The organism is Arthrobacter sp. S39 (genome assembly GCF_004320525.1).
GTDB lineage: Bacteria > Actinomycetota > Actinomycetes > Actinomycetales > Micrococcaceae > Arthrobacter.
In genome coordinates this window covers 239,299-260,786 of sequence record NZ_SIHX01000004.1, presented here as the reverse complement: position 1 = coordinate 260,786, position 21,488 = coordinate 239,299, and the positions used below count along the sequence as shown (strand labels likewise).

General features: G+C 66.8%; 21 protein-coding genes. 18 read left to right on the top strand and 3 right to left on the bottom strand.

The annotated features are described in order from the left end of the window. Positions 1 to 133 precede the first annotated feature (133 nt). The gene (locus EYS21_RS10255; protein ID WP_131133097.1) at positions 134 to 808 is read right to left on the bottom strand and encodes an acVLRF1 family peptidyl-tRNA hydrolase; all 675 of its coding nucleotides are present in this window, start codon (positions 806 to 808) and stop codon (positions 134 to 136) included. Positions 809 to 863: 55 nt separating this feature from the next. Between EYS21_RS10255 and EYS21_RS10250 the strand changes: the two genes are divergently transcribed. Beyond that, positions 864 to 2,282 carry a replication-associated recombination protein A gene (locus EYS21_RS10250; protein WP_131133096.1) on the top strand — a complete coding sequence of 473 codons (1,419 nt, stop codon included), beginning with the start codon at positions 864 to 866 and terminating at the stop codon, positions 2,280 to 2,282. 18 nt (positions 2,283 to 2,300) lie between these two features. On the opposite strand, the gene EYS21_RS10245 is transcribed toward EYS21_RS10250, so the two are convergent. Next, positions 2,301 to 4,289 carry a diguanylate cyclase gene (locus tag EYS21_RS10245; protein WP_131133095.1) on the bottom strand — a complete coding sequence of 663 codons (1,989 nt, stop codon included), beginning with the start codon at positions 4,287 to 4,289 and terminating at the stop codon, positions 2,301 to 2,303. A gap of 298 nt (positions 4,290 to 4,587) precedes the next feature. On the opposite strand from EYS21_RS10245, the gene rpsD reads away from it, so the two are divergent. From rpsD to nusB, 13 genes are all read left to right on the top strand, one after another. Next, positions 4,588 to 5,214, top strand: coding sequence for a 30S ribosomal protein S4 (rpsD, locus tag EYS21_RS10240; protein ID WP_111905420.1), 627 nt, complete (start codon positions 4,588 to 4,590; stop codon positions 5,212 to 5,214). A 144-nt stretch (positions 5,215 to 5,358) separates the two neighbouring features. Further along, the gene (locus tag EYS21_RS10235) at positions 5,359 to 5,733 is read left to right on the top strand and encodes a DUF948 domain-containing protein (RefSeq protein ID WP_066291665.1); all 375 of its coding nucleotides are present in this window, start codon (positions 5,359 to 5,361) and stop codon (positions 5,731 to 5,733) included. 17 nt (positions 5,734 to 5,750) lie between these two features. Next, a complete protein-coding gene (locus EYS21_RS10230; protein WP_207307738.1) occupies positions 5,751 to 5,981 on the top strand; it encodes a hypothetical protein in 231 nt (76 codons plus the stop codon). 118 nt (positions 5,982 to 6,099) lie between these two features. Continuing rightward, a complete protein-coding gene (alaS, locus tag EYS21_RS10225) occupies positions 6,100 to 8,778 on the top strand; it encodes an alanine--tRNA ligase (RefSeq protein WP_131133094.1) in 2,679 nt (892 codons plus the stop codon). Between the two features lie 7 nt (positions 8,779 to 8,785). Next, the gene (gene ruvX / locus EYS21_RS10220) at positions 8,786 to 9,385 is read left to right on the top strand and encodes a Holliday junction resolvase RuvX (protein WP_131133093.1); all 600 of its coding nucleotides are present in this window, start codon (positions 8,786 to 8,788) and stop codon (positions 9,383 to 9,385) included. After that, the gene (mltG, locus tag EYS21_RS10215) at positions 9,382 to 11,112 is read left to right on the top strand and encodes an endolytic transglycosylase MltG (protein WP_131133092.1); all 1,731 of its coding nucleotides are present in this window, start codon (positions 9,382 to 9,384) and stop codon (positions 11,110 to 11,112) included. Before ruvX ends, mltG begins: the two co-directional genes overlap by 4 nt. Continuing rightward, a complete protein-coding gene (locus tag EYS21_RS10210) occupies positions 11,109 to 11,969 on the top strand; it encodes a shikimate dehydrogenase (RefSeq protein WP_131133091.1) in 861 nt (286 codons plus the stop codon). The genes mltG and EYS21_RS10210 overlap by 4 nt, the downstream gene beginning before the upstream one ends. 26 nt (positions 11,970 to 11,995) lie before the next feature. Further along, positions 11,996 to 13,195 carry a chorismate synthase gene (aroC, locus tag EYS21_RS10205; protein WP_131133090.1) on the top strand — a complete coding sequence of 400 codons (1,200 nt, stop codon included), beginning with the start codon at positions 11,996 to 11,998 and terminating at the stop codon, positions 13,193 to 13,195. After that, on the top strand, positions 13,195 to 13,764 hold the full coding sequence (locus tag EYS21_RS10200; protein ID WP_131133089.1) for a shikimate kinase: 570 nt from the start codon (positions 13,195 to 13,197) through the stop codon (positions 13,762 to 13,764). The genes aroC and EYS21_RS10200 overlap by 1 nt, the downstream gene beginning before the upstream one ends. Next, on the top strand, positions 13,761 to 14,852 hold the full coding sequence (aroB, locus tag EYS21_RS10195) for a 3-dehydroquinate synthase (RefSeq protein ID WP_131133088.1): 1,092 nt from the start codon (positions 13,761 to 13,763) through the stop codon (positions 14,850 to 14,852). Before EYS21_RS10200 ends, aroB begins: the two co-directional genes overlap by 4 nt. Next, entirely contained in the window at positions 14,852 to 15,370 is a 519-nt protein-coding gene (locus EYS21_RS10190) for a tetratricopeptide repeat protein (protein ID WP_131133087.1), read from the top strand. Before aroB ends, EYS21_RS10190 begins: the two co-directional genes overlap by 1 nt. A gap of 165 nt (positions 15,371 to 15,535) precedes the next feature. Beyond that, positions 15,536 to 16,099: an elongation factor P gene (efp, locus tag EYS21_RS10185; protein ID WP_131133086.1), complete on the top strand. Its 564-nt coding sequence runs from the start codon at positions 15,536 to 15,538 to the stop codon at positions 16,097 to 16,099. Next, on the top strand, positions 16,099 to 16,509 hold the full coding sequence (nusB, locus tag EYS21_RS10180; RefSeq protein ID WP_131133085.1) for a transcription antitermination factor NusB: 411 nt from the start codon (positions 16,099 to 16,101) through the stop codon (positions 16,507 to 16,509). The genes efp and nusB overlap by 1 nt, the downstream gene beginning before the upstream one ends. A 68-nt stretch (positions 16,510 to 16,577) precedes the next feature. On the opposite strand, the gene EYS21_RS10175 is transcribed toward nusB, so the two are convergent. Further along, positions 16,578 to 17,849 carry a PrsW family intramembrane metalloprotease gene (locus EYS21_RS10175; protein ID WP_131133084.1) on the bottom strand — a complete coding sequence of 424 codons (1,272 nt, stop codon included), beginning with the start codon at positions 17,847 to 17,849 and terminating at the stop codon, positions 16,578 to 16,580. 179 nt (positions 17,850 to 18,028) lie between these two features. Here EYS21_RS10175 and pyrR point away from each other — a divergent pair, with 179 nt between their 5' ends. Genes pyrR through EYS21_RS10155 form a run of 4 tightly spaced genes read left to right on the top strand, consistent with a single transcriptional unit; the run spans position 18,029 to position 21,472 of the window. Continuing rightward, positions 18,029 to 18,616 (top strand): bifunctional pyr operon transcriptional regulator/uracil phosphoribosyltransferase PyrR, encoded by a 588-nt coding sequence (pyrR, locus tag EYS21_RS10170; RefSeq protein ID WP_131133083.1) that lies wholly within the window; start codon positions 18,029 to 18,031, stop codon positions 18,614 to 18,616. After that, positions 18,613 to 19,611, top strand: a complete 999-nt coding sequence (locus EYS21_RS10165) for an aspartate carbamoyltransferase catalytic subunit (RefSeq protein WP_131133082.1) — start codon at positions 18,613 to 18,615, stop codon at positions 19,609 to 19,611. The genes pyrR and EYS21_RS10165 overlap by 4 nt, the downstream gene beginning before the upstream one ends. Then, a complete protein-coding gene (locus EYS21_RS10160; RefSeq protein ID WP_131133081.1) occupies positions 19,611 to 20,951 on the top strand; it encodes a dihydroorotase in 1,341 nt (446 codons plus the stop codon). The genes EYS21_RS10165 and EYS21_RS10160 overlap by 1 nt, the downstream gene beginning before the upstream one ends. Further along, positions 20,951 to 21,472 (top strand): hypothetical protein, encoded by a 522-nt coding sequence (locus EYS21_RS10155; RefSeq protein WP_131133080.1) that lies wholly within the window; start codon positions 20,951 to 20,953, stop codon positions 21,470 to 21,472. Before EYS21_RS10160 ends, EYS21_RS10155 begins: the two co-directional genes overlap by 1 nt. Positions 21,473 to 21,488 lie beyond the last annotated feature (16 nt).

Sequence of the window (21,488 nt, the reverse complement as noted above, 5' to 3'; positions counted from 1 at the left end):
GCGGCCCCTCGAAGCCTTACTTTCATGATGTCCCCCCACCGGCAACCTGCGAAGGCCGTTGCGACCCCCTTGATGGGGAGTGTAGGCAGGAATGAGGCGCCACCGCCTGTCATGGATTGCCGGTTGTGGATAACTACGCCGGCGGGTCGGCCACCTGGATCCGGACCGCACAGGCATCCGAAGCGGCTTTCTTCAGGACCGCAGCCCGGGGATCAGCCACGTCGAGGTAGGCCAGCCGCGGCAGGCGGGCGTAGTCCTTCAGGACAGGCTCGTCCAGCACCAGGTCAGCCAGGGTGCGGTCCCCGCCCGGAACGACGTATTCGAAGGACTGGCCGCTGAACACCTGCCGGGCCTGCCCGGCGACGGCCTGGACCAGCTCATCGGCCTGGTTGGAGCGGCGGCGGGCAAACCGCTGCTGCGACTGGCCCCCCGCGGCGGTCCTGGACTGCACGTACCTGGTGCCCGCCTTGGACACGGCGATGGCACCTTCGCTGGCCACGGCGATGCCGTAGCCTCCCCGCCGGACCAGGAGAAGACCGAGCCGGCGCGGCTGGGAGGCGATGGACGCCAGCCGCTCCAACGGGCCGGTGCCCCGCCCCGGCCGGCCGTCCGCGGGCCACGGCGGCTGCAGCAGCGCGGTGGTGCCGTCGGCTGCCAGGAGCCGCACGCCGTCGTCGTCATCGCTGAGCCGGAAGCCGCCGTGTGCGGCGCTGAACCGCTCCACCCAGCCCGCCAGGCGGGCGCCGGGCACAAACGCGGTCCTGGCCGACCCGGGACGTTGCGCGCCGTCGGCGGGGTGTGCGCTCATGGGGGACCTCTTGGGCTGGCGGAAAGAAGCAGTGAACTAGAAGTAGCCTATCTGTGTGGATGATCTCTTCGCCCAAGGGCCAGGCAACGAAGACGACGGCGAAGACGACAACGGTGCGCCGGCCGCCGCCGGAACCGGAACGGACGGCAACGGCCGGCCCCGCAGCCCGCTGGCCGTCCGGATGCGGCCAAAAACCCTGGACGACGTGGTGGGCCAGCAGCACCTGCTGGGGCAGGGCTCGCCGCTGCGCCAACTCGCCGCCGGCGCTGACGCAGGCGGACCCGCCGGGCCGGCGTCGGTGATCCTCTGGGGACCTCCCGGGACCGGAAAAACCACGTTGGCCCACGTGATCGCCAAGGGGCGTGGCCGGAAGTTCGTGGAACTGTCCGCCATCACGGCAGGCGTGAAGGATGTCCGGCGCGTGATGGACGAGGCCCTGACTGCCCGGGACCTGTACAAAACCACCACCGTGCTCTTCCTGGACGAGATCCACCGGTTCAACAAGGCGCAGCAGGACGCGCTGCTGCCCGGGGTGGAAAACCGCTGGGTTGTCCTGGTGGCGGCCACCACCGAGAACCCGTCCTTTTCCGTGGTCTCGCCGCTGCTGTCCAGGTCGCTCCTGCTGACGTTGAGGCCACTCACAGACGACGACATCGAGGGACTCGTCCAGCGTGCCGTCACGGATGTCCAGGGACTGAACGGCAAGGTTGAACTCAATGACGAGGCGTTGGCCCACCTGGTCAGGCTTTCCGGGGGCGACGCCCGGCGTGCATTGACTGCCCTCGAAGCCGCCGCCGGTGTGGCGTTCGGCGATGCCGACGACGCCGGCGACGGTCCGGTGACCGTCGAGCTGAAGCACACGGAGCGGGCCCTCGATGTCGCCGCGGTCCGCTACGACCGCGCCGGCGACCAGCATTACGACGTCGCCAGTGCCTTCATCAAGTCAGTCCGGGGTTCCGACGTGGACGCAGCCCTGCACTACCTGGCACGGATGCTTGAGGCGGGGGAGGACCCCAGGTTTGTCGCCCGGCGCATCGTGATTTCCGCCGCCGAAGACGTTGGCATGGCCGACCCCACGGCGCTGCAGACTGCCGTGGCCGCCGCGCAGGCAGTCCAGTTGATCGGCATGCCCGAGGGCAGGATCGTGCTGGCCGAAGCCGTGGTCCACCTGGCCACGGCGCCGAAGTCCAACGCGGCGTACATGGGCCTGAACAAGGCGGTGGCGGACGTCCGCGCCGGCCTCGGAAACGGGATTCCGGCCCATCTGCGCGACGCCCACTATCCGGGGTCGAAGCAGCTGGGCCATGGACTCGGCTACAAGTACGCCCACGACGCCCCGCACTCCGTGGCCACCCAGCAATACCCGCCGGACGACCTCGTCGGCAAAGACTACTACCTGCCCACGGCCAACGGTGCGGAACGCGACATTGCCATCCGGCTGGAGCGGCTGCGCAAGATCATCCGGGGCAGCTGAGCCTTCCCGGCAATAGCCTTACGCCCCCACAGCGTCCCCCAGCTCGGCCAGGGCAACGTGCTCCAGCCTGGCACCTGAGGCCAGCAGCGCCTCCACCATCTGGGCCGGTCCCGGCCTCACCAGCAGGTAGCCCTGCCCGGTGCTGCGTGTTCCAAAGCCGTCGACGGCGATCCGGACGCCGAGTGCCTTGAGCCTGTTCAGGACGGACATGCCGCCGTCGCGGCTGGCTGCCAGGGCAGCCTCGGTGATTTCGAGAACGAGCCGGTCGGCCTGCGCGGCCGGATCGGCGAGGACGTCTTCGACGGCGGCCAGGGTGCGGTCATCGGGAAGCTGCCGGTAGGAGAGGTTGACGGCGATCCACAGGTTTTCGCAGCCGGCGATGGACTGCCGCCAGCCGGCGGCCTGCTGGGTGGCCGTTTCCAGTACCCAGCAGGTGATGGCCTGGATGTCGCCGGTCTCCTCGGCCAGGGGCAGGAAATCGGCCGGGGCGAGGAGCCCCAGCGACGGATGCTGCCAGCGGACCAGGGCTTCCAGTCCAACGATTTGCCCGGTCAGCAGGTCCGCCACGGGCTGGTACTCAAGGCGCAGCTGCCGCGCGGCGACAGCCGTTGCCAGGTCGCTCTTCAGGGCAGCGCGGTAGGCCATGTGGTCGTGTCCGCGCGAGTCGAACAGTTGGTAACGCGCCTTCCCGCCGTGCTTGGCCATGTACATCGCAAAGTCCGCCTGGCGCAGCAGCTCCGCTGCGTCCGACGTGTCCGGCCTGCGCTGGGCAGCACCCAGGCTGGCCGTCACGGTCAGGCGGTCGTCAGCCACGAAGAACGGTGCCCGCAGGGCTTCGTGGATCCGTTCGGCAACGTCGCCGGTGACGGAGTTTCCGTCATCCTCCATCACCACGATCGCGAACTCGTCCCCGCCCAGGCGGGCCACGAGGTCATCGGCGCGCACGCAGTTTTGGAGCCGTCCAGCAAGCTGGATGAGGAGGGCATCGCCCCGCTCGTGGCCCAGCGAGTCGTTGACTCCCTTGAAATCGTCGACGTCGATAAAGAGCAGGCCCTCAAGCCTGCCGTCACTGCCCTTATCCCCGCCAGGTTCAGGGTCAAACGATGCGTTGAGGCGCTCCATGAGGGCGGCGCGGTTGGGCAGGCCGGTGAGTGAATCGTGGGTGGCGCGGTGGGTCAGTTCGCGGTGGCTGTCGTGCACTGCGGCGGCCATCGCGTTGAAGGCCTCGGCCAGCTCGCCAAGTTCGTCCCGCCGGTGCACGGAGATCCGGTGGGTGTACTGCCCGGCCTGCAGCTTCAGGGCACCGTGCCGGAGGCTGGCCACCGGCCGCAACAGGTCTTTGACCATTCTGCGGCGGAAGTAGAACGTCGCGGCAACGGCGATGGCGAACAGCCCGACCCGGGCAGCCACGAGGATGATTTCCAGGTCCGCGGTATAGGCCAGCGCCTTGTCCATGGCCGCCAGGGAGGACCGTTGTACGGCCGCCAGCAGCGTGCGGACCCGGGCGCTGTCGGCGGCAAACCCGGGAGACTCCGCGACTCGGGTTCCCTGCACGGCGTCCACCTGCACGGACCACAGGCCATGGGACGCCAGGGATTCCTGCCAGGCCTGCCGCACGTCGCCGAAGGCCACCCCGGATTCCGCCGGCTCGGGGAGGTCCGTGGCGGCGGCGTCGAACAGGGCGGAAATATCCTGCTGCTGCGTCCTGAACATAGCTTTGTCGGCTGCAGGGTCCGACAGCAGCCGGTGCCCCAGCTGCTCATGGGCATCCAGCGCCTCGCGCAACGACTCGATCCGTTCCGCCTCAAGCAGCAGCCGGCTGTCAGCGGCCTGGACGTGGCCAACCACACCACGGACGCCCACGATGGTCACCGCCGCGCCCACCAGGAGCGCGATGAGCATCAGGATGAACGCCCGGGACCATTCACGCCGCAGGCTCCACGTCCGGGGCGGCGCCGTGAACGCGGCCCCGGGCACGGGCCGGCGGCCCCCACTCTGCACATCCATATGCTGTTGTCCTATGGGTCAGGGAGCCAACGTGTCCCTGTCCCCACGCCAGAGTTGGCCCGGCCAAGAGTCCGGTGATAGTAGGAGCAGGCTAACAGGGCGGCAGCCCCGTCGGCCGCTGCGCCGCTCCCGCGTGGTAGGATAGTTCGTTGTCTGGCAAGGCACGGACGCACAATCCACCAAATTCACTTTGATGCGGTTATGCCCTGTGCCCAGTAGCAAAAGGCAGCGGTTGGCCGATGCTCTCCATCGTGGAGGCCAGTAACACTGACACACCGCAGATATTGGAAGGACACAAGTGGCTAACAACACTCGTGCTCGCCGTACCGCACGCCTCTCGCGTGCACTCGGCATCGCTCTGACCCCCAAGGCCGCCAAGTACATGGAGCGCCGCCCGTACGGCCCCGGTGAGCATGGCCGTGCCCGCAAGAAGCAGGACTCCGACTACGCCGTACGTCTGCGCGAAAAGCAGCGTCTGCGCGCCCAGTACGGCATCCGCGAAGCCCAGATGACCCGTGCCTTCGAAGAAGCGCGCCGCACCAAGGGCCTGACCGGTGAAAACCTGATCGAACTGCTCGAAATGCGTCTTGACGCCCTCGTGCTGCGTGCCGGCTTCGCCCGCACCATCGCCCAGGCCCGCCAGCTCGTTGTGCACCGCCACATCCTGGTTGACGGCATCCGCGTTGACCGCCCGTCGTTCCGCGTTGGCGAAGGCCAGCTGGTCCACGTTCACAGCCGCAGCGAAACCATGGTTCCGCTGCAGGTTGCAGCAGCCGGCGCCCACCGCGACGTCCTGCCCCAGGTTCCCGCCTACCTGGACGTCAAGCTTGACGCCCTGCAGGCACGCCTGGTCCGTCGCCCGAAGCGCTCCGAGGTCCCCGTGACCTGCGAAGAGCAGCTCGTCGTCGAATTCTACGCACGCTAAATCCCAGCAGCGTATACAAAGAAGCCCGTGGCAAGCGCCGCGGGCTTCTTTGTATGTAAGGTACTTGGGGGGCATCTGCGTTTCGCACCGAAAATGCATACGCGGATGGAACAGATCCACACAGTTTCGAGGAGATGAACGTCTATGTCTGGTGGCGATATTGCCGGCCTGATCGCTGCCGGAGTGTTCGCGCTCCTGGTGCTGCTGCTCGCAGTGCCGATCCTGAAACTGGGACGGGTTTTTGACGAAGTGCGCACCTCCATCCGCGCCATCAGCGACGGCGCCACGCCCCTGATGGACGAAGTGACCGCCACGGTGTCCACCACCAACCAGCAGCTGAAGAAGGTTGACGGCATCGCCTCCAACGTTTCGGATGCCTCGGCCAACCTCTCCGCCCTGTCGTCCCTCATGGCAGCGACTGTCGGTTCACCGCTGATCAAGGTGGCAGCCTTCAGCTACGGCGTACGCTCCGCCTTCGCCAACCGCAAGAAGCCCGCCGCCGGCCGTCGCAGCCGCTAAGCCACGGAGAACTGAACATGAAACGACTTGTCTGGATGGGGATCGGCGTGGCCATCGGAGTCATCGCATTCCGCAAAGTCACCGAAGCCCAGGCCAACCTCGGCCCGGTTGGCCTGAACCGTGCGGTGGGCCGGCTCGCCGACGGCGTCTACGACTTCGCGGACGCCGTGCGGGCCGGAATGCGTGAGCGGGAAACCGACCTGCGCGCCGCGCTCGGCGTCGAGTCCCAGGAGCTTGTCCGGCGCTGACGCCCCGGATTCCGCGCGAGAATTATAACCAGCAGTCCCGTATGCCGGGGCTGCCCACTGAATCAAAACTGTCACGCAGCAACAGACGCGTGAACCAAGAAGGGTAAGTAAACAGCTCATGAAGTCGCAGGAGATCACCAAGCGCTGGATCGACTTTTTCGTCAGCAAAGGCCACACAGCGGTGCCTTCCGCCTCCCTGGTCTCCAGCGATCCCTCCCTGCTGTTCACCGTGGCCGGCATGGTCCCGTTCATCCCTTACCTGACGGCCCGCGAGGAAGCACCGTACTCCCGTGCCACCAGCGTGCAGAAGTGCATCCGCACCGGCGACATCGAGGAAGTGGGCAAGACCGCACGCCACGGCACTTTCTTCCAGATGTGCGGCAACTTCTCCTTCGGCGACTACTTCAAGGAAGACGCCATCAGGTTCGCCTGGGAGCTGCTCACCACCAGCGTGGCCGACGGCGGCTACGGCCTGCCGCCGGAACTGCTCTGGGTGACCGTCTATGAAGAGGACGACGAAGCCAAGGAGCTGTGGCTCAAGAACACCGGCGTCCCGGCCGACCGCATCCAGCGCATGGGCAAGGCCGACAACTACTGGCACACCGGCCAGCCGGGCCCCGCCGGCCCCTGCTCCGAGATCTACTACGACCGCGGCCCCGCCTACGGCGTGGACGGCGGACCGATCGCCGACGAGAACCGGTACGTCGAGATCTGGAACCTGGTGTTTATGCAGTACCAGATCGACAACGTCCGCTCCAAGGACGATTTCGACATCGTGGGCGAACTGCCCAAGAAGAACATCGACACCGGCCTGGGCATGGAGCGCCTTGCCATGATCCTGCAGGGTGTCGAGAACATGTACGAGACCGACCAGGTCCGTCCCGTCATCGACAAGGCAGCGCAGCTCTCCGGCAAGGAATACACCTCCGCCGAAACGCCGGATGACCCGCACCACACCGACGACGTCCGGATGCGCGTTGTGGGCGACCACATCCGGTCAGCCCTGATGCTGATCGCCGACGGCGTGACCCCGTCCAACGAAGGCCGCGGCTACGTGCTGCGCCGCCTCATCCGCCGTGCCGTCCGATCCATGCGCCTGCTCGGCGTCGAAAAGGCCTGCCTGCCGGACCTGCTGCCCGAGTCCCGCGACGCCATGAAGGGCGTCTACCCCGTGGTGGAGACCGACTTCGCCCGGATCAGCCGGATCGCGTACGCCGAGGAAAAAGCATTCCTGCGCACCATCGCGTCCGGCACCGCCCGGCTCGAAGATGCCGTGACCGAATCAAAGTCCGCCGGCAAGCCGCTGTCCGGCGCCGATGCGTTCGCACTCCACGACACCTACGGATTCCCCATCGACCTCACGCTCGAGATGGCTGAAGAGGCCGGACTCCGGGTGGACGAGCCTGAATTCCGCAGGCTGATGCTCGAACAGCGCCAGCGTGCCCAGGCCGACGCCAAGGGCAAGAAGGGCGGCCACGCCGACCTCAGCGCCTTCCAGGAGCTCCTGGCCCAGGGCGAGACCGTCTTCACCGGCTACACCGACCTTGACGGCGAGTCCCGCGTCCGGGGCATCCTCAGCGGCGGCCGGGCAGTGGCCCAGGCTTCGACCGGGGACGAGATTGAGCTCATCCTGGCCGAGACGCCGTTCTACGCCGAGGCAGGCGGCCAGGCAGCTGACACCGGCCTGATCACCGGCGACGGCTTCGTCGTCGAGGTCCTCGATGTCCAGCGCCCGCTGAAGGGACTCAGCGTGCACAAGGCGATCGTCCGGGAAGGCGAGATCCCCTCCGACGCCCTGGTGCGCGCCGCCGTCGACCGGGAACGGCGCCACGCCGCGGAACAGGCCCACACCGGCACGCACATCGTGCACGCCGCCCTGCACCAGATCCTCGGCCCGGAAGCCACCCAGCGCGGCTCCTACAACAAGGCGGGCTACCTCCGCTTCGACTTCGCCTGGGGCGAGGGCCTCAGCACCGCCACGCGCTCGGAAATCGAGGAGGTCTCCAACCTCGCCATCCGCAACAACTTCCGGGTGGACACAAAGGTCATGGGGCTCGCGGAGGCCAAGGCGCTGGGCGCCATGGCGCTCTTCGGCGAGAACTACGGCAGCGAAGTCCGCGTTGTGGAGATCGACGGCGCATGGTCCCGTGAACTGTGCGGCGGCACCCATGTTTCCAACACGTCCCTCATTGGCAGCCTGTCGCTGCTGGGGGAGCAGTCGGTGGGTTCGGGAAACCGCCGCGTTGAAGCGTTCGTGGGCATGGACGCGTTCCGCCACCTGGCCGCAGAGCGTGCCCTGGTGACGGAACTGACCGAAATGCTGAAGGTTCCCTCCGGCCAGCTGGCTGACCGCATCGCGGTCACCCTCACGAAACTCAAGACTGCCGAAAAGGAACTGGAACGCCTCCGCAAGGAGCAGCTCGCTGCCGCTGCGGGCCAGATTGCCGGTACGGCGAAGGATGCCGCAGGAGTCAGCGTCATCGCGCACGACGCCGGACAGGTCAGCGGTGCCGACGACCTCCGGGGCCTCGCCCTGGATCTTCGGAACCGGCTGGGTTCCGCCGCGTCCACCGTGGCTGTTGCCGGTGTCAGCAACGACCGGCCCGTGATCCTGGTGGCCACCAACGAGGCCGCCCGCGACGCAGGCGTCAAAGCCGGGGCACTGGTCCGGATTGCTGCCGGGATCCTCGGCGGCGGCGGTGGCGGCAAGGACGACGTGGCTCAGGGCGGCGGTACGGACGCCAGCAAGGTCGCACCGGCACTGGCAGCCGTTGTGGACGCCATTTCCCGGCGATAAGCATTCCATGACCAGTCCAGCAGCAGCCAGCGCCTACCCCCAGGGAATCAAACTGGGGGTGGACGTCGGCACCGTCCGGGTGGGCGTCGCCCTTTGTGACCGCGACGGGATCCTCGCCACGCCTTACAAGACCCTTGACCGGAACCCGAAGAAAAACTCGGATGTCCGTGTCATAGCAGGGCTGGTCCAGGAACTCGGGGCGGTCCAGGTCATTGTGGGGCTTCCGCGCACCATGAAGGGGGAGGAGCACGCCTCCGCCCGGATGGCGACGGACTATGCGGAGCTGCTGGCCGGGGAGCTGGAAAGCCGGGGCCTGGACGTCCCCGTGTGCCTCGTCGACGAACGCCTCAGCAGCGTCACGGCCCACCGCAACCTGCACGAAGCTGGCATGAGCAGCCGCAACCACCGTAAAGTGGTGGATCAGGTTGCGGCGGCCGGAATCCTCCAGCACGCCATAGACATGCAAAAAGCCAGGGGAACGGATGTTGGCGGCCGCGTGAACGCGCCGGCCCGTCCGTGGCTTTCCGGGGCCAGCGCAGCGGGTACGCCTGCGCCTGCTGCCCCGGAGGACAAGACTCGATCTTCAGATAACGGAAGGCTACAGTGAGCCCGGCCAACATTGATGACACTTCCGGCACCCCCGGCGACGGCGGGGCCAGGCAGCTGACCCGCAAGGAAATCCGCGCGCTGGAGAAGTCACTGCACACGGAAAGCAACAACGTTGTTCCGGAGCAGGCCTACGAAACCGGGTTCGACTACCTGGATGAGGGCAACGGGCACAAGCCGGCCGCCACGGCTCCGCCCGAGCCGGCCGCCCCTCCCGTGGTCCCCGCAGTTCCGGAGGCACCGCCGGCCTCCATCCCTGAACCTGCGGCAGCGCCCGCGACCGAAGCAGCACCCGTGATCCCCGCCGCTCCGGAGAGCGCACCCGCCGTCCCGGCGACCCCGGACACCCCGCCCAGCGTCCAGCAGGTGGAGTCCGCGCCGCCGGCGGTGGAGCACGACGAGGTCCTTCCTGGAGACATACATCACGACGGGCATTACCCCTACGCTGATGACGCCCACCACACTGATGAACAGCACCATTACGAGGACGGCCATCCTGAGGCCGTGCACTATGACGCCGTGCACGCTGACGCCGTGCACTACGAGGACGCGCATTATGCGAACGCCCATCCCACCGACACCCGCCATGACGCGGATTACCACCCGGATGACCACCACGACGCCGGCCTGCTCGGCGGCGCCTCGGCGGTCACCGTAGTGCCCGGGCCGTCAAAGAAGGTGCGCCGCCGGCGCCGCCTCCTCGCCCTTTTCCTGACCCTGGTTGTTTTCGTGACCGCCGTAGCGGTCGGTGCACAGTTCCTTAAGCCCCTGCTCGGAAACGATAAAGCCAGCGATTTCCCCGGCCCCGGCACCGGCGAAGTCCAGGTTTCCGTTGAACCCGGCGAGGGTACCCGGTCCATGGCCGCCAAGCTGGAAAGCGAAAAGGTCGTGGCCAACGCAGATACCTTCCTCCAGGCATTCACAGCGTCCGGCGGAGTCCTTTCGCCGGGTGACTACACCTTCAAGATGGAGATGAAAAACTCCGACGCCGTCAACGTCCTCCTCGGCCAGGACAAGAGCAAAGTCATCTACTTTGCCTTGAGCGCCGGCCTGAGGATCGGGGAGTCGCTGCAGGCAATCTCGGAGGGATCCGGAATCCCGCTGAGCCAGCTGACAGAGCTCAGTAACACGCCGGCGGAGTTCGGCCTGCCGGGCAACGCCAAGAACCTCGAAGGCTTCCTGGCCCCGGGGGAGTACCGGTTCCCGCTGGGCACCCCCATAAAAGACATCCTGCAGTCGCTGGTCAAGGTCACGGTGGACGAACTCGTGGCGCAGGGCATTACCGATCCCGCCAAGCAGTACGAAGCCGTGATCGTCGCCAGCATTGTCCAGGCGGAAGGCGGCCAGGCCGAGTACGGGGACGTTGCCGGCGCCATCTACAACCGGCTCAAGCCCAATGACCAGACCAACGGCTACCTGCAGGTGGACTCGGCGGTGACGTACGGGCTGGGCACCAAGAGCTTCAACTTCACTGATGCAGAGCGCCAGGACAAGTCCAATCTTTACAACACCTACGCCAACCCCGGACTGCCTCCGGGCCCCATCGGTTCGCCCGGCAAGACGGCCATCGATGCCGCTGCCCGGCCCAAGACCAACGACTATCTCTACTGGGTGACCATCAACCTGGACACCAAGGAGACCAAGTTCTCGAAGACCCTGGCGGAGCACAACGTGTACGTGGACCAGTACAACACCTGGTGCGAAGCCCACGCGGGCCGTTGCGCATGAGCCTGCGGGCCGCCGTCCTGGGTCACCCGATCAGCCATTCGAAGTCGCCGGCCCTGCACTCTGCGGCGTACGCAAAGCTGGGCATTGAGATTGACTACACGGCCGTGGACCTGACGGAGCGGACGCTGCCCGGCTTTATGCTGGAGCTCAGCCGGCAGCAGGGGTGGCGGGGGCTCTCCGTGACCATGCCGTTGAAGACGGCGATGCTGAAGGAAGTGGACGAAGTCCGCGGTGTTGCGAAGGTCCTGGGCGTGGTCAACACGGTGGCCTTCGAAGACGCCGGTGACACGGTGCGGCGCGTCGCGTACAACACGGATGTGGCCGGCATCGTCAACGCCGTCCGGAACGCCGGTGTTGTGCCTGCTCCCACTGCTGTCATCCTTGGTGGCGGCGGCACCGCGGCATCGGCCGTGGCCGCCCTTGAACTGCTCGGCACGGGGTCGGTGCAGCTGTTTGTCCGCGACACGTCACGGGTGCAGGAGGCGCGTGCCGCCGCCGCCGGAGTCGGCGTGGACCTGGCCGTGCGGCACCTGTCCGAGGCCGCAGAGCCGACGGCGGCCGCCGACGTCGTGATTTCAACCTTGCCGCCCCGCGCGGCCGACGGAATCGCAGGCGAACTGGCGGCCAGTGGAGCCCGGACCGCCGGTGTCCTGCTGGACGTGGCCTACGATCCCTGGCCGAGCATGCTGGCCTCCGCGTGGCAGTCCGGCGGCGGTGCAGTGGTCCCGGGGCTCGAGATGCTGCTCTACCAGGCAGTGGAACAGGTGCGGCTTTTCTCCCGTCTTGGCGAGGAAGTTAACGCAGCTGTCATAGATGTGATGTGTGACGCAGTCGGGCTTCCCCGACGGGCGTACTGACCGCCATACGTGGCAGGATGGAAATTATGTTGCGTTGGTTGACTGCCGGTGAATCCCATGGTCCGGCTCTGATGGGAATTATTGAAGGCGTCCCCGCCGGTGTGGAACTCACCAGCGGGCAGATCGCCGATTCTTTGGCCCGCCGCCGCCTTGGCTACGGCCGCGGCGCACGCATGAAGTTTGAACAGGACGTGGTGACCATCCTCGGCGGCGTCCGGCACGGACTGACCCAGGGCGGGCCGGTTGCCATCCAGGTGGGCAACACCGAATGGCCCAAATGGGAACAGATCATGTCCGCAGACCCCGTTGACCCGGAAATCCTCGCCGACCAGGCACGCAACGCCCCGCTCACCCGCCCCCGCCCCGGCCACGCGGACTTCACCGGCATGCAGAAGTACGGTTTTGACGAGGCACGGCCCGTGCTCGAACGCGCCAGCGCCCGGGAAACCGCCACCCGTGTTGCCATGGGCACTGTGGCCGCCCAGTTCCTCAGGCACCTCGGCATCGAGCTGGTCAGCCACACCGTCTCCATCGCCAGCGTCACAGTGCCCGAAGGACGTCCCCTCCCCGTGCCGGCCAACGTCATTGCACTGGACGCGGACCCGCTGCGCTGCTTCGACCGCGAGACGTCGGACGCCATGGTCGCCGAAGTGGACGCTGCCCACAAAGAAGGCGAAACCCTCGGCGGCGTGGTGGAAGTGCTCGCGTACGGCCTCCCGCCGGGACTGGGCAGCTACGTGCACTGGGACCGCAGGCTCGACTCCCGCCTGGCGGCCGCCCTCATGGGCATCCAGGCCATCAAGGGTGTGGAGGTCGGCGACGGTTTCCTCACCGCCGCGCGCCGGGGCTCCGCAGCGCACGACGAGATCGTCAAGGACGCAGACGGAAAAATCATCCGGACGTCCAACCGTGCAGGCGGCATCGAAGGCGGCATGAGCATCGGCGACGTGCTGCGCGTCCGTGCCGCGATGAAGCCGATCGCCACGGTGCCCCGTGCCCTGAAAACCATCGACGTCAGCACCGGCGAGGCCGCCAAGGCGCATCACCAGCGGTCGGACGTGTGTGCCGTGCCCGCCGCCGGCGTTGTGGCCGAAGCCATGGTGGCGCTGGTCCTTGCCGAGGCCGTCACCGAAAAGTTCGGCGGCGATTCCGTGGCCGAAACGAAGCGCAACATCAAGGGTTACCTGGACAACATTCCGGCGTCCCTGGACTCGATCGGCCAGTAGTGCCGCATCGCAGCAAAACAGGTGCGCCGGAAAACCGGCCCATTGTCCTGATTGGTCCCATGGCCGTTGGCAAGTCCGCCATCGGGTACCAGCTCTCGCAACAGCTGGGCGCGCCGTTCATCGACACCGACGTGGTGATCGTCGGGAACCACGGTTCGATCGCCGATATCTTTGCCGGGCGGGGCGAACGCGCCTTCCGGGAGATCGAGGCCCGGACCGTGGCCAGCGTGGTGGAACAGGCCGCAGGAACGGCCACGGTGATCTCGCTGGGCGGCGGCGCCGTCCTGGACTCCGGAACGCAGCAGCTCCTGGGCAGCTGCACCGTGGTGTACCTCGAATGCGACGCCGACACAGTGGCCAGCCGCATTGCCCGCAATTCCGGCCGTCCGCTGCTGGCCGGCGATGCCATGGGCCGGTGGGTCACGATGTTCGCCGCCCGGAAACCGGTCTACGAGCGGCTGGCCGACGTGGTCCTGGACGTCCGCGAGGGCTCCGTGTCCGAGATCGGACGCCGGCTCGAAGTTGCGCTGCGGGAATTCGCAGCTGCCAAACAGGAAGTTGAAAAGTGAGCGACGAATCAACAGTCATCAAGGTCACCGGAGAGTCGGCGGCCCAGAACTACGACGTCGTTGTCGGCCGGGGCCTGCTCGGCAGCCTTCCCGGACTCCTGGGTGAGCGGGTGCGGCGCGTGCTGGTCATCCACCCCCGGGCACTGCGGCTCACGGGCGACACTGTGCGGGACGAACTCGCCGCCGCCGGCTTCACCTCCCTGACGGCCGAGATCCCGGACGCCGAGGAAGGCAAGCACATCCAGGTGGCGGCGTTCTGCTGGCAGGTCCTGGGACAAAACGACTTCACCCGTTCCGATGCCATCGTCGCCGTCGGCGGAGGCGCAGTAACCGACCTCGCCGGCTTTGTGGCTGCGACCTGGCTCAGGGGCGTCAAGGTCATCCACATGCCCACGAGCCTGCTGGGAATGGTGGACGCTTCAGTGGGCGGTAAAACCGGCATCAACACCGCCGAAGGCAAGAACCTGGTGGGTTCCTTCCACCCTCCCGCCGGTGTGCTGGTGGACCTGGACACCCTGAACACGCTGCCCCGCAACGAGCTCATCTCCGGCATGGCCGAGGTGGTCAAGTGCGGCTTCATCGCTGATCCGGCCATCCTGGACCTCGTCGAAAAGGACCCCGAAGCCGTAGTGGATCCGCAGTCCGCCGTGCTGCGCGAGCTTATCGAACGCGCCATCGCCGTCAAAGCGAAGGTCGTCTCCGAAGACCTCAAGGAATCCGGTCTCCGCGAAATCCTCAATTACGGCCACACCCTCGGCCACGCCATCGAACTCGTGGAACGCTACTCCTGGCGGCACGGTGCCGCGGTGTCGGTAGGCATGATGTTCGCCGCTGAACTGGCCCGCAGCGTGGGACGCCTCAGCGACACCGACGCAGACCGCCACCGCAGCATCCTCGAAACCCTCGGCCTGCCCGTCACCTACCGCCGGGACCGCTGGCAGGGACTCCTGGACGGCATGCGCCGGGACAAGAAGTCACGCGGGGACCTCCTGCGGTTCGTTGTCCTCGACGGCGTAGCCAAGCCCGGCATCCTCGACGTGCCGGACACGTCCCTGCTGTTCGCCGCCTACCAGGAAATTGCGTCCTGATGCAGGGCGACCTGGAAGGGACCAGCGACTGGCCCGAGGCCGGCTTCCCGGGGATCCGCATCAACCCCGAATCCCTGCTCCCGCAGATCGTGAACGAGGACGCCTGCCGGGAAGCCCTGGCAGTGTCCACTGACCCGGCGGACCACATCTTTGTGCTGCTGGTCGAAGGACACGCCCCGGAAGCGGCCGAGCTGCTGGCCGAGGCGCGCTTCAAAGACCCCGAATCGTTCCGGCTGAGGGCCTTCGAAGCCGAAGTGCTGCGCGTCTCCAACCGCCTCGACCGCGCGGTGGAGCTGTTCCGGCAGCTCCTCGCCGAAGTCCAGGGAACCCCCCGCGAAGCACTGGTCCTGCAGTTCCTCGGCAAGACGCAGTACACCGCCGGGCAGACCTCCGCAGCCGTTGAATCGTTTGCCCGCGCCCTGGACCTCCGCGTTGCCGAGTCCGCCGACGCCGCCCTCATCTATTCCTCCACCGTGGCACTGCAGCGCGCCCGGGACGTCCTGGATCTGGCCTGCTGAGACCAGCCGGACAGTGGCCGGACGCACACTGACGGAGGCCGCACCGGATTTACCGGTAGAATGGTTCTTGGATTTTTGACAAACACGCGCTGGCGGGCCGATCGGCATGCCTGCCCGGCATAGAAACGTCTGACCGCCCAGGCAGATAGAAACCAGAGGAAATCAGTGGCAACCACTAACGACATCAAGAACGGAACGGTCCTTAAGCTTGAGGGCCAGCTCTGGAACATTATCGAATTCCAGCACGTCAAGCCTGGCAAGGGCGGTGCGTTCGTACGGACCAAGATGCGCAACGTGATGTCCGGCAAGGTTGTGGACAAGACCTTCAACGCCGGCCTCAAGATCGAGACCGCCACGGTTGACCGCCGCGACTACCAGTACCTGTACCAGGACGGCGCTGACTTCGTCTTCATGGACACCACCGACTTCGACCAGATCACGGTTTCCGGTGCCACCGTAGGCGACGCCACCAACTTCATGCTGGAAAACCAGATGGTCAACATCGCCATCCACGAGGGCACCCCGCTCTACATTGAACTTCCCGCCAGCGTTGTCCTGGAAATCACCTACACCGAGCCGGGCCTCCAGGGCGACCGCTCCTCCGCAGGCACCAAGCCCGCTACCCTCGAAACGGGCTACGAGATCCAGGTTCCGCTGTTCGTCGAGAACAACACCAAGGTCAAGGTCGACACCCGTGACGGCAGCTACCTTGGCCGGGTCAGCGAGTAGTGAGCGCACGCGGTAAGGCCCGTAACAGGGCACTGGACGTTCTCTTCGAGGCTGAGCAGCGATCGGTCTCCGCTTTTGACGTCCTGCGGGCACGGCGGGAAAAGACGGACCAGATCGTCAATCCGTACACGCTGGAAATCGTCGAAGGCGTTGTCTCGCAGCAGACCACCATTGACGAGTTCCTGGAAACCTATTCGCAGGGCTGGACCCTGGAGCGCATGCCCTCCGTGGACCGCATCATCCTGCGCATCGGCACCTGGGAACTGCTCTACAACGACGACGTACCTGACGGCGTGGCTGTCAGCGAGGCTGTGGCGCTGGCCAAGGTGCTCTCAACTGACGAGTCGCCGTCGTTCATCAACGGACTCCTTGGACGCCTGCAGCAGCTGAAGCCTTCGCTGCTCGCCTAGTCAGTAGCCTTATTCGCAAAGGGGCCGGCCTCCGCCAGATGGCGGAGGCCGGCCCCTTTGCTGTGCCGTCAGTTTGCGACGGCGGCCCGCAGCGCCAGGATCCGGTGCAGCTGTTCGCGCTCTTCAGCCTGGTGCAGCGCCACGTCCCTGCCGCTCAGGATGCGCTGCCGGGTGAAGGCGAGAGTCGTGGCTGCCTTCAGGAAAGCCTTCATCTGCGGCCGGCGGTTGTAGCCGGCCGCCCAGCGCAGGGCAGTGCGCCTGCCGCCGGGCGTGGCCAGAAGATCCACTTCGGCAGGCGTGAACCAGCCCGCCGCCGCATACTCCAGCAGCCGCTGGCGGGTGAGCCGGTTTTCCGCGACGCGCAACAGGATGACAACCCCGATGAACAGCACAAAAATGGGCACTTGGATGAGGATGTAGTCCGCCAGGAAGCCCTGGCCCATGCTGTTCCACCGGTTGTGCAGGAACATCGCCGGAAGCAGGCCCACCACAAAGGCCCCGATGGAAGCACCGGCGTGCCACCGCCGTGCCGCGAAGCCCATGATGAGCCCGGTGGTCCCGGTGAAGATGGCGTGGGCGAACGGCGACATCACGCCGCGCAGGAGGAAGATCTGGGCGAGGTCGGTGGCGGGGCTCGCAGACTCCGCAATGGCCCGGCCGAAATAGAGGATGTTCTCCGTGAACGCGAAACCGCCGGCAATCGTGAAGGCGAAGACCACCCCGTCCACGGGTCCGTCGAAGTGCCGGCGCGCCATCAGCAGAAGCAGCAGCAGGCCCAGCGACTTGGCGAATTCCTCCACGATCGGCGCCTGGACGGTTGCCATGTACGTCTGGAAATCGGCCTCGGCAGAAAACTGGAAGGTGAGCGCAAAAAACGGCTGGACCAGGAGCGTGACGGCGATAGATACCGCGGCACCCCAGGTAAAGGCGAAGAACAGGAGCCGCTTCGGTTCCGGCTCCCAGCGGTCGATCACGTGGACTGCCAGCAGCACCGCGGACAAGGGGACCAGCGACGCGACGAAACCCACAGTGAAGCCGGCGGTTCCCGTATTGGCCAGCAGGAACGGAACCACCAGGAACAGGCTGAGGAATGCCAGCGCTCCGCCGCCGATCATCAGTCCAAGCAGCCCTGCGCGGGTCCGGGGAGCGGCCGGGGCCTGGGCGCCGCCGGGGTGCGGCAGCACCACAGAATGCACGGGGCCGCCGGAATTGCCGGGCACCGGACGGTAGTACTGCGGCTGCACGTGGCCCATCCAGCTGGGGTTCGCCTGGCCGGGAAGCGGTCCTTGCGGCCCGGACGGACCCGGCTGGCCGGGAGGGGGATGGGGATGCATCGACATAAGGGAAAGCCTATGGTGCCGCCATCCCGGCTCCAAGGCATGCGCACTGCGGGAGGTGCCGGTGTGACCATAAACGCTCTGCTCCGGCAGGGGAGTGGGCCGCCCCGTGTGGTAATTTTGAAACGCAAATAATCCTTTTTTAATTCCGTCCTGTGAGGCGGGGAAAGGGGAGACGAGCGTTGACTTCTGTCACAAGCGCACCGGTTCCGGCCAGGGTTGTCCTCAACCAGGCGGACATTGACCGCGCCCTCACTCGTATCGCCCATGAGATCCTCGAAGCCAACAAAGGCTCCAAGGACCTGGTCCTGCTGGGCATTCCGCGCCGGGGGTACCCCCTGGCAGTCCGGCTGGCCCGCAAGATCGCAGCCGCGGATCCCACCGTGGATGCCGCCGCGATTGTCGGACAGCTGGACGTGACCATGTTCCGCGACGACCTCTCCCACCAGCCCACCAGGCCGCCTTACCCCACCCAACTCCCGCGAACAGGGATCGACAACAAGGTCGTGGTGCTCATCGATGACGTGCTGTACTCCGGCCGCACCATCCGTGCCGCGCTGGACGCCATCATCGATCTCGGCCGCCCGCGGATCGTCCGGCTCGCCGTCCTGATCGACCGCGGCCACCGCGAACTCCCCATCAGGGCAGACCACGTCGGAAAGAACCTGCCCACCTCCTCCGCCGAGAAGGTCCGGGTCCGCCTCGAGGAGACCGACACCGCACCCGACGGATCGACGGTCAACGAAGTGGTCATCGAGGGCGGCGCGTGAAACACCTTCTCTCCACCGAAGACCTCAGCCTGGCCAACGCCATCCGCATCCTCGACACCGCCGAGGAAATGGCCGCCGTGGGGGACCGCGAGGTCAAGAAGCTCCCGGCCCTGCGCGGACGCACCGTGGTGAACCTGTTCTTCGAGGACTCCACCCGCACCCGGATCTCCTTCGAAGCCGCCGCCAAACGCCTGTCCGCCGACGTCATCAACTTCGCCGCGAAGGGCTCCTCTGTATCCAAGGGCGAATCCCTCAAGGACACCGCCCAGACACTGGCCGCCATGGGAGCGGACGCCGTCGTGATCCGCCACTGGGCATCCGGTGCACCCCACCGCCTTGCTGCCACCGACTGGATCGACGCGGCCGTCATCAACGCCGGCGACGGCACCCACGAACACCCCACCCAGGCACTCCTGGACGCGTTCACCATGCGCCGGCACTGGGCAAAGCTCGCCGGTACCGGATCGATCGGTGGAGACCTCAAAGGCATGCGCGTCGCCATCGCAGGAGACGTCCTGCACTCCCGGGTGGCCCGTTCCAACGTGTGGCTGCTCCGCACGCTCGGCGCGGAAGTCACCCTCGTCGCGCCGCCCACCCTGCTGCCCATCGGCGTCGAACAGTGGCCGTGCAAGGTCAGCTACAACATGGACGAAACACTGGAAAAGGGAGTGGACGCAGTCATGATGCTGCGCGTGCAGGGCGAGCGGATGAACGCCTCGTTCTTCCCCTCCACCCGCGAATACTCCCGCCGCTGGGGTTTCGATGACAACCGGCTCCGTGCCCTGGACAGCCTGGGACTGAAGGACACCATCATCATGCACCCCGGCCCCATGAACCGGGGCCTGGAAATTTCCGCGGCCGCCGCGGACTCGCCCCGCTCCACCGTGCTTTCGCAGGTGCGCAACGGCGTCTCCGTCCGAATGGCCGCGCTGTACCTGCTGCTCTCCGGGGATACCCGCGAACCAGCCGCCACCCCCACTAAGGAGAGCAACTGATGGCAGAGAACAACGGAACCTACCTGATCCGCGGCGCATCTGTCCTGGGCGCCGGCGCCGAGGACCTGCTCATCCGTGGCGGTGTCATTGCCGCCCGCGGAACCGGTGCAGCCACGCACGCTGACGCCGAAGGCGCCACCGTCATCGAAGCGGCCGGCCTCGTGGCACTTCCCGGTATGGTGGACGTGCACACGCACCTGCGCGAACCCGGCCGGGAAGACGCGGAAACCGTGGAAACCGGCACCCGAGCCGCGGCCCTGGGCGGTTACACCGCCGTGCACGCCATGGCCAACAGCACCCCCGTCGCTGACACCGCCGGTGTGGTGGAACAGGTCTACAGCCTGGGCCGCGCCGCCGGCTGGGTGGACGTCCGCCCGGTCGGAGCCGTCACCGTAGGCCTGGCGGGGGAGCAGCTGGCAGAGCTCGGCGCCATGGCAGACTCCCGCGCCCGCGTCCGGATGTTCTCCGACGACGGCATCTGCGTCCACGACCCGGTGCTGATGCGCCGGGCCCTGGAATACGTCAAGGCGTTCGACGGCGTCGTGGCCCAGCACGCGCAGGAACCCCGCCTCACCGCCGGCGCCCAGATGAACGAAGGCGAAGTTTCCGCCGTCCTGGGGCTCACCGGCTGGCCCGCCGTCGCCGAGGAAAGCATCATTGCCCGGGACGTCCTGCTGGCGCAGCATGTGAACTCACGCCTGCACGTCTGCCACGTGTCCACCGCCGGCTCCGTGGAGATCATCCGCTGGGCCAAGGAACGCGGCATCAACGTCACCGCCGAAGTCACCCCGCACCACCTCCTGCTGACCGACAACCTGGTCCGCAGCTACAACCCCGTCTACAAGGTCAACCCGCCGCTGCGGACCGACGCCGACGTGCAGGCATTGCGCGCGGGCCTGGCCGACGGCACCATCGACGTGGTGGGCACCGACCACGCGCCGCACCCCAGCGAGCACAAGGAATGCGAGTGGGCGCAGGCCGCGATGGGCATGACCGGACTGGAAACCGCATTGTCCGTGGTCCAGCACACCATGATCGAAACCGGGCTCATGACCTGGGCCGACTTCGCCCGGGTCACGTCCACGGCCGCGGCGCAGATTGGCCGGCTGTCCGACCAGGGCCGCCCTCTCGAAGCCGGCGAACCTGCCAACATCATCCTGGTGGACCCCGCTGCCCGCTGGACCGTTGACCCGGCCAAGATGGCAACCATGGGCCGCAACTCGCCGTTCGCCGGCCTGGAGCTGCCGGGCAAGGTGGTGGCCACCTTCTACAAGGGCCACCCGACCGTGCTGGACGGCAAGCTCAACACGCCGTACCGCGAACCGGCGGGCGTCTCCTGATGGACACCAAGCTCCTCACCGGCCTGATCACCGTGGTGATCATCGCCGTCGTCCTCCTGATGATCTGGGCGGGCTGGCGGAACCGCCTCAAGCGGCAGGCCGACGTCGAACAGCTGCCGGAGGTGCCCGAGGCACCCGGGGCTGCGCTCAACACGGCCGAAGGCCAGTACGTCGCCTCAACCACCGCGGGGGACTGGCTGGACCGGATCGCCGTGCACGGGCTCGGCATCCGCACCAACGCGACCCTCGCCGTTTACCCCCACGGTGTCCTTTTTGACCGGTCCGGGGCTCCGGCGGTCTACATTCCGGCGGCAGACCTCACCGCCGTCAGGCAGGACAGCGGAATGGCCGGCAAGTTTGTCGAAAAGGACGGCCTCCTGGTGCTCCGCTGGAAGCTCGGCACCCACGAGCTGGACACCGGCTTCCGCACCCGCCGCGCGGCGGACAAAACCACCCTCTTCGAATCCCTTCAGCAATTGATCTCCGCGGCCCCCCAGGCTGATCCCCAGAGTGGAAAGTAAAACAGTGACAGAAACA